This window comes from Chromobacterium sp. FG22 (genome assembly GCF_057809415.1).
Map to the genome: position 1 here is coordinate 1 of NZ_JBMDJX010000055.1, position 14,915 is coordinate 14,915.

Sequence of the window (14,915 nt, forward strand, 5' to 3'; positions counted from 1 at the left end):
CGGCGGCTACGCCGTGGAACTGGGCCAGCAGGACCAGGCCCAGCAAGCCCAAATCGCTGATGTTTGCGGAGGAGGCAGAACCGTCCGTATCCGTTTGAGCAAGCATAATGACCGATTGTATTTAATGATTGGGGGCACGATATGCCACACCATTACCCAATACAAGTAACACATTCACATTTTATTATGTGATTATTTAGCGCAACCAATAAGTGTTTGTTTGAAATAAAGCTTTTATTGATCTGCAATATTCTAAGTAAAACTACGCATTGACCGTGCAGCGCGCCAAATTGGCCGTCGTTTGCCCTCATGCCGGATGTCATGCGAGCAAGGATTCCCCAAGCCGTCTAGATTGGTACAATAAGCGTCCCGTGACGCCCGCCCGCGGCGGCCGTCCGCCCGTTCACGAGCCCAGCGCCTGATGACCACCGCAAACAGGCCCCAGAACACCCCAGCATAGGCAGCAGATGACCAGTCCGAACCAGGCCGCCAACCCGGCGCCCACCGCCGAAGAACCGGTGCTCCGCGCTCCGGAAAACGAAAACACCCTGGCCACGCTGGCCATTCCGCTGGGCGAGACCATTCTGACGCTGACCGCCAACGGCACGCCCATTTACGGCATCTTGCAGCGCAGCCGGGCCATGACCGAGCAATCCGACTTCTTCCGGCTGCAGTTTCGCGGCTACGCCCGCGCCGACGGCCACCGCTGGCAGTTGTTCGAGGGCGAGGACAGCCATTTCCAAGCCGCCCACAACTGCGCCTGGGTGCGCGTGGACCGGCCCAGCCGCACCGTCACCTTCGGCCCCAAAAGCGGCGTGCAGGCCAGCCCCGGCTTTGTCGGCACCGGACTGGACGCTTTTCTGTTCGCCAGCGTCATCGCCTGGGCCAAGGGCATTTGTCCGGACCACGCCATCAGCCCCGGCATGATCGCCATGAGCCAGACCTCGTCGGAAGAAGAGCGGCTGCAACGCAACGCCTTTTACGCCAGTCAGGGCTTTGAATTTGAATGGCAGGACGCCAACCAGCGTTCCGCGCTGTACTTCAAGGACAAGGTCAACAAGCTGCTGGGGGTATGGAATAAGGAACTGATCACCGAGGTGGGCGGCGAGGCGATGCTGCAATCGCTGGCGCGGCAGGACGAAACCCGCGCCGAGCTGGAACAGCGGCTGGAAAAACTGGAAAGCGTGCACGACAACCTGAAACGGGCGCTGCAAAAAGAACGCACCACCGCCCAGATCCTGACCGGGGTGCTGATCCTGTTCGCGATCTGCGGACTGTGGGCGGTGATCTAGCGCCACGCTCCCATGAAAAGCAGGCAATGAAGCAGAACCCTAATGATGTTTACCACGCCCTCAAGCTCGCTGCCCTCGCCGCCTTCACGGCACTTGCCTGGTGCCGGCCGGCAGCTGCCGCTCAGCCCGCCGATGTTGACCTAGCCGGCAATAGCATCAAGACCTTGATGCTGAAGTCGACGCCGGAGCCGGCGGAATCAAAGCAAGGCTGCACCACGGATCGCCAGCTCTGTATTGAGCTAGTGGCGCAAACCAAGGAAGCTCCGCCCATTCTCAGGATCCAGCCCGCCGCTGGCCAGGGGCCTGACGCACAACTGGAATTACGCAACTTACAGACCGACGCGCTATGGGACAATCGCCGCAGCCTGACTTTATGGCCTTACGCGCTGCGGCTTGCCGCCCCCGATCAAGGCGTGATGGTGGGCGTCAGAGAGGACGTCAGCACCATGTATTCCGGCGGAGGCGGTTCTTTCAGCACGCTGCGCCTGCTACAGATTTACCCCAAGGGCTCGGGATTTGAGATGCGCGAGGTGCTGGCGCTGCCGCTGTCCAGCTCCTTGATGATACGCGCGTGCTTTTCGGAACGGGATTTCGCCGACAGACGCGGCGCCTGCCATGACGAATACAGTTTTTCTTCCAGCATCAAGCTGGACAGAAGCGTCGCGGCCGGCTTCCCGCGCTTGATCTACCGCACCCGCGCCACCAGCTTTCCCGGCCCGGTCTCCCGCAGCCGGGACTCGCTGGGCAAGCGTCTGAGGAAAAAAGACATCGCCACCGCGGTGGACCAGGCCTGCACCTTCCAGCGCCTGCTGACGCGGCAGCCGGATAGCGGCGTCTATGCGCCGGATAAACCGATGCCGGCCTGCGAAGAATATCTTGAGCCTTAAGCCTGCGCCAGGGCAAAACCCGGTCGGAACCCTCGCCGCTCAGGCCGCGGGCGCGCCGCCCAACACCTTGTAAACATCCGCCAGGTTTTTCAATTGCTCCTGACGCAGCCGGATCAGCGCGGACTCGCTGCCGCGCCGCGCCTTGGCCGCGTCCAGCCAGGTTTGCACGTCAACCGCCCCGGCGCGGTAGCGGCTTTCCGCCAGTTGTTCGCTGCGCCGGTTCAAGGCCAGCGCGTCGGCTTGCAAGCGTGCGGAACCTTGCAGCCGCTGGCGCGCGCTCAGCGCGTTGTCCACCTCTTGATAAGCGCTGTACAAGGTCTTGCGGAAACTGACGGTTTCCAGCTCGTAATCGGCCTGGCTGCTCTTCAATTGCAGGCCTTGCTTGCGCCACTCCAGGAAGGGCAAGGACAGGGACGCGCCCAGCGTCAGCAGCGGGTTTTGCACCAGGCTGCTCAGCGCGCCGCTGCTGGAGCCCAGCGAACCGGTCAGTTTCAGCGCCGGGAAGAAGGCCGCGCGCTCCTGGTCCACCTTGGCCAGCTTGCCGCGCAAGCGCGCTTCCGCGGCCATCAGATCCGGCCGCCGCTCCAGCAGGCTGCTGGGCAGGCCGGCGTTTATCGCCGGCAAGGCGGGTTCCAGCGGCAGCGCGGCGATAGCCGGCAGCGCCGCGCCGGACGGGTGGTCCAGCAACAGCGCCAAAGCGTTTTCCTTTTGCCCGCGCTCCTCGGCCAGCCCCAATAAGTCCGCCTGTTGACTCAGCACCGCGCTGCGCGCCTGGGTGACGTCCTGTTCGCTCGTCGCGCCGGCGCGCCATTTGGCTTCCGCCAGCGCCTGGATGCGGCGCAGGTCCGCCAGATCCGCCTGCCCCAGCGTCTGCCGCGCCTTCAGCGCGGCGATGTCCCAGTACAGGCCGGCGGCGGCGCTGTCCGACAACAGGCGGGCGGCGGCTTCGTCATAGGCGCTGGCGCGGAACTCCTGATCCGCCGCGCGCAAGCGCGCGTCCACCCGCCCCCAAAGGTCCAGCTCGTAACTGGTGTTCAAGCTGCCGCCGCTGCTGCGGCTCCAGGCCGAAGACTCTCCCAGCGTGCGCTTGGTCCCGGCATTGACGTCGCCGCTCAAGGAGGGCAAGGCGTCGCTGCGCTCCAAACCTGCCGCGAGCTGGGCCTTGCGCAGCTTGAGCAGGGCGATGCTCAGATCCGGGTTGCGGCTACGCGCCTGCTCCAGCACCGCCAGCAAGCCGGCGTCGTCAAAGCCTTGCCACCAGCGCTCGCGGCTCATGTCCGCCTGGGCGTGGGACGGGGCACCGCGCCATTGCGCCGGCGCTTCCAGCGCCTGGCGCTGATACGGCGTGCTCTGGCAGCCGGCCAGCAAGAGGGCCAGGCCCAAAACAGTGAGATTGGATTTCCAAAGCGTCAAACACTTACTCCCGCGCCAAGGCGTCAATCGGATTCAAACGCGCCGCGCTGCGCGCCGGCAGATAGCCGAACACCACGCCGATGGCGGTGGAACACGCCACCGCCAGGAGGATGGCCTTCAGCGACAGGGCCATTTTCCACTTGCTGACCAAGAGCGCGAACACAAAGCTGATGCCGTAGGACAGGCCGATGCCGATGGCCCCGCCCACCAGGCAGACCAGCACCGCCTCGGTCAGAAATTGCTGCAAGACGTCGGACTGGCGCGCGCCCACCGCCATGCGGATGCCGATTTCACGGGTGCGCTCGGTCACCGACACCAGCATGATGTTCATCACGCCGATGCCGCCCACCACCAGCGAAATCACCGCGATCAGGGTCAGCAACAGGGCCAGGGTGCGACTGGTGTTTTCCACCGTTTTCAGCACCTCGTCCATATTGAAGGTGAAGAAGTCCTTGCCGCCATGGCGCAAGGTCAGCAGCTGGCTGATCCCCTTCTCGGCCAGCGCGGTGGGCTGGCCTTCCTGGATGCGCACCACCATGTAGTCGAAATAAGCCTGGCCGAACAGCCGGCTGCCGGCGGTGCTGTAGGGCATCCACATTTGCAGCGATTTGCCGCCGCCGTTGTCCTTGGTTTCCACCACGCCGATCACGGTGGCCGGCACGCTGCCCACCAGCACCACTTGGCCGATGGCGTCCGCGTCGGCGAACAGTTTGCGGCGGGCGTTGTTGTCTATCACCACCACCTGGCGCTGCATGCGCACGTCGTCGCGGCTGAAACCCAGGCCGGCAACCACTTTCAAGCCGCGCACGCGCAAATACGTGCTGTCCACGCCGGACACCGAGGCGTTGACGTCGACATTGCGGTAGCGGATGCGCAGGCTGTTGCTGGTGACCGGCGACACGCTGTCCACATAGGGTTCCTCGGCCAGCGCGGCCAGATCGCCGGGCAAGAAGGTACGCACGCCGTCGGCCTTGTCGTCGCCCCAGTCCTTGCCGCGGTACACGGTGATGGTGTTGGTGCCGATGGAGCGGATGTCGTTCAGCACGTAATTGCGCGCGCCCTCGCCCACCGCGATGATGGACACCACCGAGGTGATGCCGATGATGATGCCCAGCATGGTGAGCACGGTGCGCAGGCGGTTGGCCAGCATGGCGAGCATGGCCATCTTGAAGGCTTCGCTCATGCGTTCTCGCCAGGCCGGGCCGGGCTTGGGCCGGCGCGGCTCGCGCGCGTCCGCCTCCGGACGCGGCGCGTCGGCGGCGCTGTCGCGCAGGATCTCGCCGTCGCGGATTTCGATGATGCGTTCGGTCTGCGCGGCGATGGACGGGTCGTGGGTGACGATGATGATGGTGTGACCGGCGGCGTGCAGTTCCTTGAGGATGGCCATCACCTCTTCGCCGCTGTGGCTGTCCAAGGCGCCGGTGGGTTCGTCGGCCAGGATGATGTCGCCGCCGTTCATCAGCGCCCGGGCGATGGACACGCGCTGCTGCTGGCCGCCGGACAGCTGGCCCGGGCGGTAGTCTTCCTTGCCGGCCAGGCCCAGCCGCGCCAGCAGCTGGCGCGCGCGTTCGCGCCGCGCTTCCTGGCTCATGCCGGCGTACACCGCCGGCATCGCCACATTGTCGATGGCGCTCAGATGCGGCAATAGGTGGTAGCGCTGAAAGATGAAACCGAAATGCTCGCGCCGCAGCGTGGCCAGTTGGTCCTTGTCCAGCGCGCCCACGTCGCGCCCGCCCACCTGGTAGTGGCCGGCCGAGGGCTGATCCAGGCAGCCCAGGATGTTCATCAGCGTGGACTTGCCAGAACCGGAGGCGCCGATGATGGCCACCATCTCGCCGGCGCGGATGTCCAGGCTGACCTCCTTGAGCACCGCCACTTCTTCATCGCCGGACGGAAACCGGCGCCACACTCCGGACAGCGTCAGGCTGGCTCCGCTCATGCGCTCACCATCACGCTGCCGCTGGGTTCTTCTTCCTTGCCGCCGGCTTCGCTGGTCACCACTTTCTCGCCGGCTTTCAAACCATCCAGGATCTGCACACGGGTGGCGGTCTTCAGGCCGATGCGCACTTGGCGCTCATGCAGCTGGCCGTCCTTGCCCTGCACCTTGACGCTGTGGCGTCCATCCTTGCCGGCCGCACCCAGCGCGCTCAGCGGAATGTTCAAGGCCTGCTTGGACTCCGCCAGCACGATGCTGATCTGCGCGGTCATGTCCACGCGCAGCTTGCCGTCCATGTTCTTCACATCGAACAGCGCCTTGTAGAAGTTGGCGTTGTTGATTTTTTCCGGCGTCGGCAAGATGGCGCGCAGCTTGCCGCGGATGGGCCGGTCCGGCGCCCCCAATACGGTGAAATACACCGGCAGCCCGGCCTTGACGCGAATCACGTCGGCCTCGGCCACCTGGGCGTGCACCGTCATCGTGCTCAGGTCCGCCAGTTTCAGGATCACCGGCACCGTCTGGCTGGCGATCACGGTCTGACCCTGCTGGGTGACGATTTCGATCACCTCGCCGTCCATCGGCGCGGTGATGCGGGTATAGCCCAGCGTGGTGCGGTTCTTGTCGATCTGGAAACGGTTCTGACGAATCTGCGCTTGCAAGTCGTCCAGCTCCGCCGTCTGGCTCTGATAGACGGTTTCCGCCGCCAGCAGGTCTTTTTGCGAGGTGGAACCCTCGCTCATCATCTGCTTCTGGCGCGCCAGCTCGCGCTCGGCCTGGCGCAGCGTGGCCTGCTTGCTGCGCAGCTGAGCCACGCGGGACTCCAGTTGCGCCTCGGAAACCTTCAGATCGTTGAGGCTGTTTTCCGGATCGATCTCGGCCAAGAGCTCGCCCTTGCCGACTCGGTCGCCGGCCGCCACCTTCAGGATTTTCAACTGGCCGCTGGCCTGGGCGCCCACGTCCACTTGCCGCAGCGGCTTCAGCACGCCGCTGGCCAGCACCACGTCCTCCAGATCGGCGCGGGTCACCTCCGCGGTCAGCACCTGCGGCGCCGGCTTGGGCGCCAGCCACAGCCAAAGCCCCCAGGCGGCCAGCGCCAGGACGGCCAGCAGCGCAATGCCGTTGCGCCACGGCCGCCGGCCCAGATTGACGCGGCGGCGTCCTTGCAAGGAGCCGATCAAATACAGGGGGAGCAAAAGCTTACGAATCCAACGCTTCCAAAATGTCATGTGGCGAGAAACCAAAGCGGAAATGAGGAAAACATCTTAGGACCGCGGGCAACGGGCATTGGTTGCACCCCGCGTCGACAATACGCGTTTGACATGCAGCACGCTAGGGCGGTCCGCCGGCTATAAGGGCGGCGTCAGCCCGCGCGCCAAATAGCTTTCCCGCAGATGGCGGCGCAGGCATTCCGGGCACAGGCAATCGCCGTGACCATAGGGCAAGGGCAGCACCTGCGGCAGCTCCGCGCACCAACAAGCGCCGTTGTCGCCGCCCTCTCCGCAACGGAAGGCCGCGCCGCAACGCTCGCAGCGCTTGTCTTTGACCTTGGGCCGCAAGCCGATCAGCCGCTGCCACACCGCGCGCTTTTGTTCGTCGTCGAAGCCGGACCAGCCGGCGATCTCGTCCAAGGTGCGCAGGCAGCCCAGGCAATAGGCGCCGCCCTCGTCGAGACGGCAGAGGCCGACGCAGGGCGAGGCGGGCGCGGGATACGCCTTTGTCATCAAAAATCCATCTTATGTCGCGAAATCAGTCCGCTATTTTAGCGCAAAGCCGCCGCCTACACGCCGCCGGGCTTGACGCTGATCGGCGTATGCACCAAAAATGGGCTGCCGCCTTATTCCTGAGGCGAATATCCAAATAGATTAAAGCTAAATAGACAAAGAGAAATCAGGAGAAATTCATGAAAACGCATCTTAGCCTCATCGCCTGCGCCGCGCTGGCCCTGACCGCCTGCGGCAAATCCGAACAAAGCGCCGGCAGCGCGCCGGCCGAAGCCGGCGCGGTCGTGGTGAAAATCGGCTCCGCCAACCCGCTGACCGGGCCTTTCGCCCACTGGGGCCGCGACGCGGACAACGGCGTCAAGCTGGCGGTGGCAGAAGCCAATGCCGAAAAGCTGACTCTGGACGGCAAGCCCGTCACTTTCGAAGTGGTGTCCGAGGACGACCAGGCCGATCCCAAAACCGCCGCCCAGGTGGCGCAACGCCTGGTGGACGGCAAGGTGGCCGGCATCATCGGCCATCTCACCTCCGGCGCGGCCATTCCCGCTTCGCGGATTTACTCTCAGGCCGGCATTCCGATGATCGCCGCCTCGGTGACCAGCCCCAGCTTCACCCAGCAGGGCTTCAAGAACACCTTCCGCATCATCGCCAACGACCGCCAGCAAGGCGAGGCGCTGGCCAAGTACGCGATCGAAACGCTGAAGGCCGGCCGCATCGCCATCGTCGACGACCGCACCACTTACGGCCAGGGCCTGGCCGACGATTTCGCCAAGGCGGTGGAAGCGGCCGGCGGCAAGGTGGTCAAGCGCGAGTTCACCAGCAATAGCGCCACGGATTTTATGGCCATCCTCACCTCGATCAAGGGAGCGAAGCCGGACCTGCTGTTCTACGGCGGCATGGACGCCCAGGCGGCGCCCATGGTCAAGCAGATGAACAAGCTGGGCCTGAAGGCCGTTTTCATGGGCGCGGACGGCATCAATACGCCCGAGTTCTCCAAACTGGGCGGCGACAGCGCGGAAAGCAGCTACGCCTCCAGCGCCGGCGCGCAAAAAGACAAGATGCCGGGCTTCGCGGACTTCAACGGCAAGTACAAGCAGCAATTCAACGCCGACATCCAGGCCTACGCGCCCTACACCTATGACGCCGCGCGGGTGATGATCGCCGCGATGAAGCGCGCCGGCTCCTCCGATCCGGCCAAATACCTGGGCGAACTGCCCAAGACCGACTTCAAGGGCGTGACCGGCGAGATCCGCTTTGACGACAAGGGCGACATCCAGCACGGCACCGTGTCGCTGTATCAATTGCGCAAAGGACAGTGGGTCGGCCTGTAAACACCGGCATTCCCGCCTCGTCCCCACACCCCGGCCTATGCCGGGGTTTTTGTTTTTTGCGGCGGCGCTCCAAAAAAATATGGCGCCATATTAAATAAATGGCTATAACTATTTATTCACAAACTAACATAAGGAGAGGATATGGGACTACTCGTTTCCCTATTGGCCGGCGGCCTGATCGGCTGGCTCGCCGGCAAGGTCATGGGCGTCAGCGAAGGCGTGATCGCCAACATCATCATCGGCATCATTGGTTCGGCCTTGGGCCATTGGCTGTTTGGCCGGCTGCTGGGCATCTCTTCCGCCTCGGCCGCCGGTTCCTTCTCCCTGCCCGGCCTGGCCTTCGGCATTGCCGGCGCCGCCATCCTGATTTTCCTGCTGAAGAAGATCGGCCTCTTGCGTTGATCGGGCAAAGAAAAAGGCGACGCTGAACGCGTCGCCTTGTCGCCTGATGCCGAACCGGCTTATTTGGCTGCGGAAGCGTCCTTGGACGCGGCGGCGCCGCCCACGGTTTCCAGCACTTTCCACTCGCCGTTCACCACTTTGTAGACGGTGATGCCGCCGTCTTTCAGATCGCCCTTGGCGTCGTAGGTCCAGCTGCCGGAGGTCACGCCGGAGTGGGTGATCTTGGCCAGCACCGGCAGGTAGGCTTTGGGATCGGTGGAGTTGGCGTCTTTCATCGCCTGGATCAGCGCGCGGGTGGCGTCGTAGCCGTACGGCGAGTAAGTGGCCACGTCCATCTTGAAGCGCGCCTTGTAGCGGCTCTCGTAATCCTTGCCCTTGGGCATTTGATCCAGCGGCAGGCCGGCCAGCGAGGCGATGGTGCCGTCGGCTTCCTTGCCCGCCAGTTGCAGGAAGGTCGGGGTCTTGGTCATCTCGCCGGAAATCAGCGGAGCGGTCAGGCCCAGGCGCTTCATCTGCTTGGCCATCGGCGCGGATTGCGCGTCGGCGCCGCCGTAGAACACCACGTCCGGCGCGGCGGCCTTGATCGAGGTGAGGATGGCGGCGAAGTCGGTGGCCTTGTCATTGGTGAATTCGCGCTTGACCACATTGCCGCCGGCGGCCTTGGCGGCCTTCTCGAACTCGTCGGCCAGACCCTGGCCGTAAGCGGTGCGGTCGTCCACGATCACCACTTTCTTGGCGCCCAGTTTTTCCACCACGAACTTGCCCATCACCGAGCCTTGCTGGGTGTCGGAAGTCATCGAGCGGAAGGTGTTCTTGAAGCCCTGCGCGGTGAAGGCCGGCGAGGTGGCCATGGCGATCATCGGAATGCCGGCGTCGGAATAGATCTTGGAGGCCGGGATGGAGGTGCCGGAGTTAAAGTGGCCGATGATGCCGTTCACTTTCTCGTCGACGAATTTCTGCGCCAGCTGAGTGGCGGTTTTCGGGTCGGCCTGGTCGTCCTGGGCTTCCAGTTCGAAGCTCACCGGCTTGCCGCCGATGGTGGGCTTCTCGGCGTTGGCGTCTTCAATCGCCAGGGTCACGCCGTTTTTGTATTCTTCGCCGTAGTGGGCTTGCGGACCGGTTAGAGGGGCCGCGAAGCCGATCTTGACCACGCCGCCCGCGGCGGCTTCCGCGCCGGCGGAGGCGCCGGCTGCCGGCGCGCCCTCTTCTTTTTTGCCGCATGCGGACAAGGCGACAGCGGCGGCCACGGCCAGGGAAAGAGTCGTCAGTTTGTTTGCTTGCATCATGTTTCCTCTATTTCTCCAGAGATCCCCATCCGTCACGTGTCGGGATTGGGGGTTTGCGGAACCTGTCTAATGTTGTTATGTACATCCCGCCTTCCCCAAGCAGGGGCGAGCGCGGCGGCTGGCGGCATTATTTCAAGGCCGCCAGCTTGTGGCAAGTGGCTTGTTGGACAAGCCCGCCGCCACCCCATGCGCGCCGGCGCATGGGAAAACCGATTTGATCCGCGGAGTTGCAAGACGAACGGACCGCCGTCGCCGGGGCCCGCCCCGCCTTTAATCGCCTATGCTCATCAGGCTGGCGTTGCCGCCCGCCGCGGTAGTATTCACGCTGAGCGCGCGCTCCACCACCAGGCGGTGCAGATTGTAATGGCCTTGCGCGTCGGCGCGCAGCAGCGGCACCAAGGCGCCGTCGCGCGCGGCCAGCGTACGCTGGGCGGCTTCGGCCTCGGCTTCGGAGCCGGAGAACAGCACGGCGCCGACATCCGCCGCCAACACATCGGCGTCCAGCTCCACCAAGGAGCCCAGCTTGGCGGCCAGGCTTCGGCCCGCCTCATTGGCCGGCAACACCGCGCGGTTGCCGGTGGCGAAGGCCGCCGCCAGCTGCTCCGCCAGCGCTTGCGCGTTGCCCGCCTGGCAACCCACCTTGCCGCGCGGCGCGAACTGCAGCGAGTTCCGCTCGCCGGTGGGGCCCGGCAAGTTCACCAGGCAGGCCAGCACGCTGTCCTTGCGCGCCGCGGCGATGGCCGGCTCCAAGGCCAGGCCCAGGCTGCCGGCGGCGGCCGCCAAGGCGTCCAGCGCCGGCAGGGACAGCGGCAGGGTCTCCGCCGCCAGTTTCGGCTCCCAGGCAGCGCGGCTCAGCCGGTACAGATAGAAGGGGCCGCCGGCCTTGGGGCCGGTGCCGGACTTGCCTTCGCCGCCGAAGGGCTGCACGCCCACCACCGCGCCGACGATGTTGCGGTTGACGTAGACGTTGCCGACCTTGATCTGGCCGACGATGTTGTCGATAGTCTCGTCGATGCGGCTGTGGATGCCGTGGGTCAGACCGTAGCCGGTGGCGTTGATCTCGGCCACCACCTTGTCCAGCTCATTGGCCTCGAAACGCAGCACATGAAGCACCGGACCGAAGACTTCGCGCTTCAGCTGCTTGAGATCGGCGATCTCAAACAAGGTGGGCGCCACAAAGGTGCCCTTGGCGCAGTCCTCGCCCAGCTTGACCTGATGAGTGGCGCGCGCGCTCGCCTTCATCTTCTCGATATGGGCCAGCAGGCCGGCCTGGGCTTCGGCGTCGATCACCGGGCCGACGTCGATGTCCAGCTTGGCCGGATCGCCCACTTTCAATTCATCCATCGCGCCCTTGATCATGGCGATGACTTTGTCGGCGATGTCGTTTTGCAGATAGAGCACGCGCAACGCGGAGCAGCGCTGGCCGGCGGAGTCGAAGGCCGAGCTGAGCACATCGGTGACCACCTGCTCCGGCAGCGCCGAACTGTCCACGATCATCGCGTTCTGGCCGCCGGTTTCGGCCACCAGCACCGGGTCGCCGCCGCGCTTGGCCAGCGTGCGGTTGATGATTTGCGCCACCTCGGTGGAGCCGGTGAAGATCACGCCCTGGACGCGCGGGTCCGCGGTCAGCGCCGCGCCCACCACTTCGCCGCGGCCCGGCAGCAATTGCAGCGCCGCGCGCGGCACGCCGGCCTCGTGCAACAAGCGCACCGCGTGCGCGGCGATCAGGCTGGTCTGCTCCGCCGGCTTGGCCAGCACCGCGTTGCCGGCCGCCAGCGAGGCCACCACCTCGCCGATGAAGATGGCCAGCGGGAAGTTCCACGGGCTGATGCACACCACCGGGCCCAATGGGCTATGGCTGGCGTTGTCGAATTCGTCTTCGATCTGCACCGCGTAGTAGCGGCAGAAGTCCACCGCCTCGCGCACCTCGGCGATCGCGTTGGCCAGCGTCTTGCCGGCCTCGCGCACCGCCAGGCCCATCAGCGCCGGCATCTGGTCTTCCATCAGGTCGGCCATCCGTTGCAGGCAGGCGGCGCGTTCGGCCACCGGCGTGGCGGCCCAATCGGCGGCGCCTTGCTGCGCCAGCTCCAGCGCGCGGTTCACATCCGCCGCGCTCGCCTCGATCACGCGGCCCACCAGATCGTCGCGATCCGCCGGATTGCGCACCTGCTGCACTTCGCCGTCGGTGACGTCGCCGTCGCCCAACATCGGGAAAGCGCCCCACGGCTGTTTCTCGGACGCTTGCAGGCCCAGTTGCAGCGTGGCCAGCACATGCTCGCTGGACAGGTCCAGACCCTTGGAGTTTTTGCGCTGCTGGCCGTACAGCTCCAGCGGCGCCGGAATCTTCTTGTGCGGCTGGCCGCCATGGCGCGCGGCCTCGGCCACCGGATCCGCCACCAGTTCGTCTATGGACACCGCCTCGTCTACGATGCGGTTGACGAAGGAGCTGTTGGCGCCGTTTTCCAGCAGGCGGCGCACCAGATAGGCCAGCAGAGTTTCATGCGAACCCACCGGCGCGTAGATGCGGCAAGCCTTGCCCAGCTTGTCCTTGCCCACCACCTGGTCGTACAGGGTCTCGCCCATGCCGTGCAGGCACTGGAATTCGTAATCCTTGCCGGAGGCCAGATTGAACACCGCGGCCAGGCTGTAGGCGTTGTGGGTGGCGAACTGCGGATAGATCGCGTCCTGCGCGGACAACAGCTTCTTGGCGCAGGCGAGATAAGCCACATCGGTGTAAACCTTGCGGGTGTAAACCGGATAACCCGGCAAGCCGTCCACCTGGGCGCGCTTGATCTCCGCGTCCCAGTAAGCGCCCTTGACCAGGCGCACCATGAAGCGGTGCTTGCTGCGACGCGCCAGATCGATCAGGAAATCGATCACATAGGGACAGCGCTTCTGGTAAGCCTGCACCACAATGCCTATGCCCTCGAAGCCGTCCAGATCCGGATCGTTGGCCAGCGCCTCCACCAGATCCATGGAGATTTCCAGGCGGTCCGCTTCTTCGGCGTCGATGTTCAGGCCGATATCGTACTGTTTGGCCAGCAGGAACAAGCCTTTCAGGCGCGGCAGCAGCTCGGCCATCATCCGTTCGTGCTTGATGCGGCTGTAGCGCGGATGGATGGCCGACAGCTTCACCGAAATGCCCGGGCCTTCGTAAATGCCGCGGCCGGCGGACGCTTTGCCGATGGCGTGAATGGCGGTCACATAGTCTTGCAGATAGCGCTGCGCGTCGGCCTCGGTCATCGCCGCCTCGCCCAGCATGTCGTAGCTGAAGCGATAGCCGCGCGCCTCGCGTTCGCGGCCGTTGGCCAGCGCTTCCTCAATGGTCTCGCCGGTGACGAACTGCTTGCCCAGCATGCGCATCGCCATGTCCACGCCTTTGCGGATCAGCGGCTCGCCGCCTTTGGCGATCAAACGGGTCATCGCCGCCGACAAGCCATTCGCGCTGTGCGAAGCCACCAGCTTGCCGGTGACCAGCAAGCCCCAGGCCGCGGCGTTGACGAACAAGGAAGCGCTATTGCCCAGGTGGGCCTTCCAGTCGCCGCGCGAAATCTTGTCGCGGATCAGCTTGTCCGCGGTTTCGCGGTCCGGAATGCGCAGCAGCGCTTCGGCCAGACACATCAAGGCGATGCCCTCGGCGCTGTCCAGAGAAAACTCATGCATCAAGGCATCCACCCCGCTGGACTTGGTGCGCTCGCGGCGCACCTCCGCCACCAGGCGCCGCGCCAGGTCCTGAACCGCCGTGACTTCGCCGTCGCTCATCGCAGCCTGCGGCAACAGCGCCTGCACGCACTCGCGCTCGTCGCGACGATAGGCAGAGGTAATGGCGTCCCGCAGCGCCGACTGGCCATGGGCAAATGCGTCGAATTGCATGAATCATCTCCGTGTAGTTTGCAGCCCCGGGCTATCTCTTTTCATTAGCGCCCGGAAAATTTGTCTATTGTATACAAATACAAATAGATTGCTGGACAATATGAAGGAAACTTTTCAGTCCATAATTTCAGCCCAAACAAACCCAACTCGTACAAGCAGTTAGCCGGCGCCAGCCGGGCCCAAGACCCACCTCACTGTTGCATGCCAACAACTTAGAGCGCCCCGCTCCGCCCCCGTCCGCGCATGCCAAGGCCGGCGCAACATGCCACAATGCCGTCCTGACTCTCTTCATCATAGGCAAACCCTCATGCAAACCGTGCTGATCACCCTGAACGCCAGCCCCTACGGGGACGAACGCGCGCTCTCCGCGCTGCGCCTGACGCTGACCCTGGCTCAACAGGCCGAGCGCTGCCGGGTGCAGCTGTTCCTGCTGTCCGACGCCGTTGTCGCCGCATTGAAAAATCAGAAGACCGCGCAAGCGCCGACCCTGGGCGAGATGCTGACCGAAGCGTTGGAATTGGGCGTGACGGCGCGCGTCTGCCGCACTTGCGCCGACGCGCGGGGAATCGATGAAAGCCTGCTGTTGCCGGGCGTCAAGATCGGCACCATGCCGGAACTGGCCGAATGGACGCTGAGCGCGGACAAAACGCTCAGCTTTTGAATCCGCAAATGCAAAAAGCCCAGACCGTTTGGTCTGGGCTTTTACATTGGGCGCCTGGCAATGTCCTACTTTCACATGGCGAATGCCACACTATCATCGGCGCTAAGGCGTTTCAC

11 protein-coding genes are annotated in these 14,915 nt (G+C 64.5%); 5 read left to right on the forward strand and 6 right to left on the reverse strand.

Annotation, left to right across the window (positions count from 1 at the left end):
* The first annotated feature begins 467 nt into the window (after window positions 1-467).
* A complete protein-coding gene (locus ACODSD_RS24500) occupies window positions 468-1,292 on the forward strand; it encodes a hypothetical protein (RefSeq protein ID WP_107801110.1) in 825 nt (274 codons plus the stop codon).
* Window positions 1,293-1,318: 26 nt separating this feature from the next.
* Window positions 1,319-2,179 carry a hypothetical protein gene (locus tag ACODSD_RS24505; protein ID WP_488878583.1) on the forward strand — a complete coding sequence of 287 codons (861 nt, stop codon included), beginning with the start codon at window positions 1,319-1,321 and terminating at the stop codon, window positions 2,177-2,179.
* A gap of 39 nt (window positions 2,180-2,218) precedes the next feature.
* On the opposite strand, the gene ACODSD_RS24510 is transcribed toward ACODSD_RS24505, so the two are convergent.
* From ACODSD_RS24510 to ACODSD_RS24525, 4 genes are all read right to left on the reverse strand, one after another.
* Window positions 2,219-3,592, reverse strand: coding sequence for an efflux transporter outer membrane subunit (locus ACODSD_RS24510; RefSeq protein WP_488878584.1), 1,374 nt, complete (start codon window positions 3,590-3,592; stop codon window positions 2,219-2,221).
* Between the two features lie 4 nt (window positions 3,593-3,596).
* On the reverse strand, window positions 3,597-5,531 hold the full coding sequence (gene macB / locus ACODSD_RS24515; protein WP_488878585.1) for a macrolide ABC transporter ATP-binding protein/permease MacB: 1,935 nt from the start codon (window positions 5,529-5,531) through the stop codon (window positions 3,597-3,599).
* Window positions 5,528-6,721: a macrolide transporter subunit MacA gene (macA, locus tag ACODSD_RS24520; protein WP_486635396.1), complete on the reverse strand. Its 1,194-nt coding sequence runs from the start codon at window positions 6,719-6,721 to the stop codon at window positions 5,528-5,530. Before macA ends, macB begins: the two co-directional genes overlap by 4 nt.
* 153 nt (window positions 6,722-6,874) lie before the next feature.
* Window positions 6,875-7,249, reverse strand: a complete 375-nt coding sequence (locus tag ACODSD_RS24525; protein WP_107801115.1) for a cysteine-rich CWC family protein — start codon at window positions 7,247-7,249, stop codon at window positions 6,875-6,877.
* 179 nt (window positions 7,250-7,428) lie between these two features.
* Here ACODSD_RS24525 and ACODSD_RS24530 point away from each other — a divergent pair, with 179 nt between their 5' ends.
* Complete coding sequence (locus ACODSD_RS24530) at window positions 7,429-8,577, forward strand: branched-chain amino acid ABC transporter substrate-binding protein (protein WP_488878586.1); 1,149 nt, start codon at window positions 7,429-7,431, stop codon at window positions 8,575-8,577.
* 141 nt (window positions 8,578-8,718) lie between these two features.
* The gene (locus ACODSD_RS24535) at window positions 8,719-8,979 is read left to right on the forward strand and encodes a GlsB/YeaQ/YmgE family stress response membrane protein (protein WP_107801117.1); all 261 of its coding nucleotides are present in this window, start codon (window positions 8,719-8,721) and stop codon (window positions 8,977-8,979) included.
* 59 nt (window positions 8,980-9,038) lie between these two features.
* Here ACODSD_RS24535 and ACODSD_RS24540 read toward each other — a convergent pair whose 3' ends face one another.
* Window positions 9,039-10,262: a branched-chain amino acid ABC transporter substrate-binding protein gene (locus tag ACODSD_RS24540; RefSeq protein ID WP_107801118.1), complete on the reverse strand. Its 1,224-nt coding sequence runs from the start codon at window positions 10,260-10,262 to the stop codon at window positions 9,039-9,041.
* A 273-nt stretch (window positions 10,263-10,535) separates the two neighbouring features.
* A complete protein-coding gene (gene putA / locus ACODSD_RS24545) occupies window positions 10,536-14,138 on the reverse strand; it encodes a trifunctional transcriptional regulator/proline dehydrogenase/L-glutamate gamma-semialdehyde dehydrogenase (RefSeq protein WP_488878587.1) in 3,603 nt (1,200 codons plus the stop codon).
* 307 nt (window positions 14,139-14,445) lie between these two features.
* Between putA and ACODSD_RS24550 the strand changes: the two genes are divergently transcribed.
* Window positions 14,446-14,799, forward strand: a complete 354-nt coding sequence (locus tag ACODSD_RS24550) for a DsrE/DsrF/TusD sulfur relay family protein (protein ID WP_107801120.1) — start codon at window positions 14,446-14,448, stop codon at window positions 14,797-14,799.
* Window positions 14,800-14,915 lie beyond the last annotated feature (116 nt).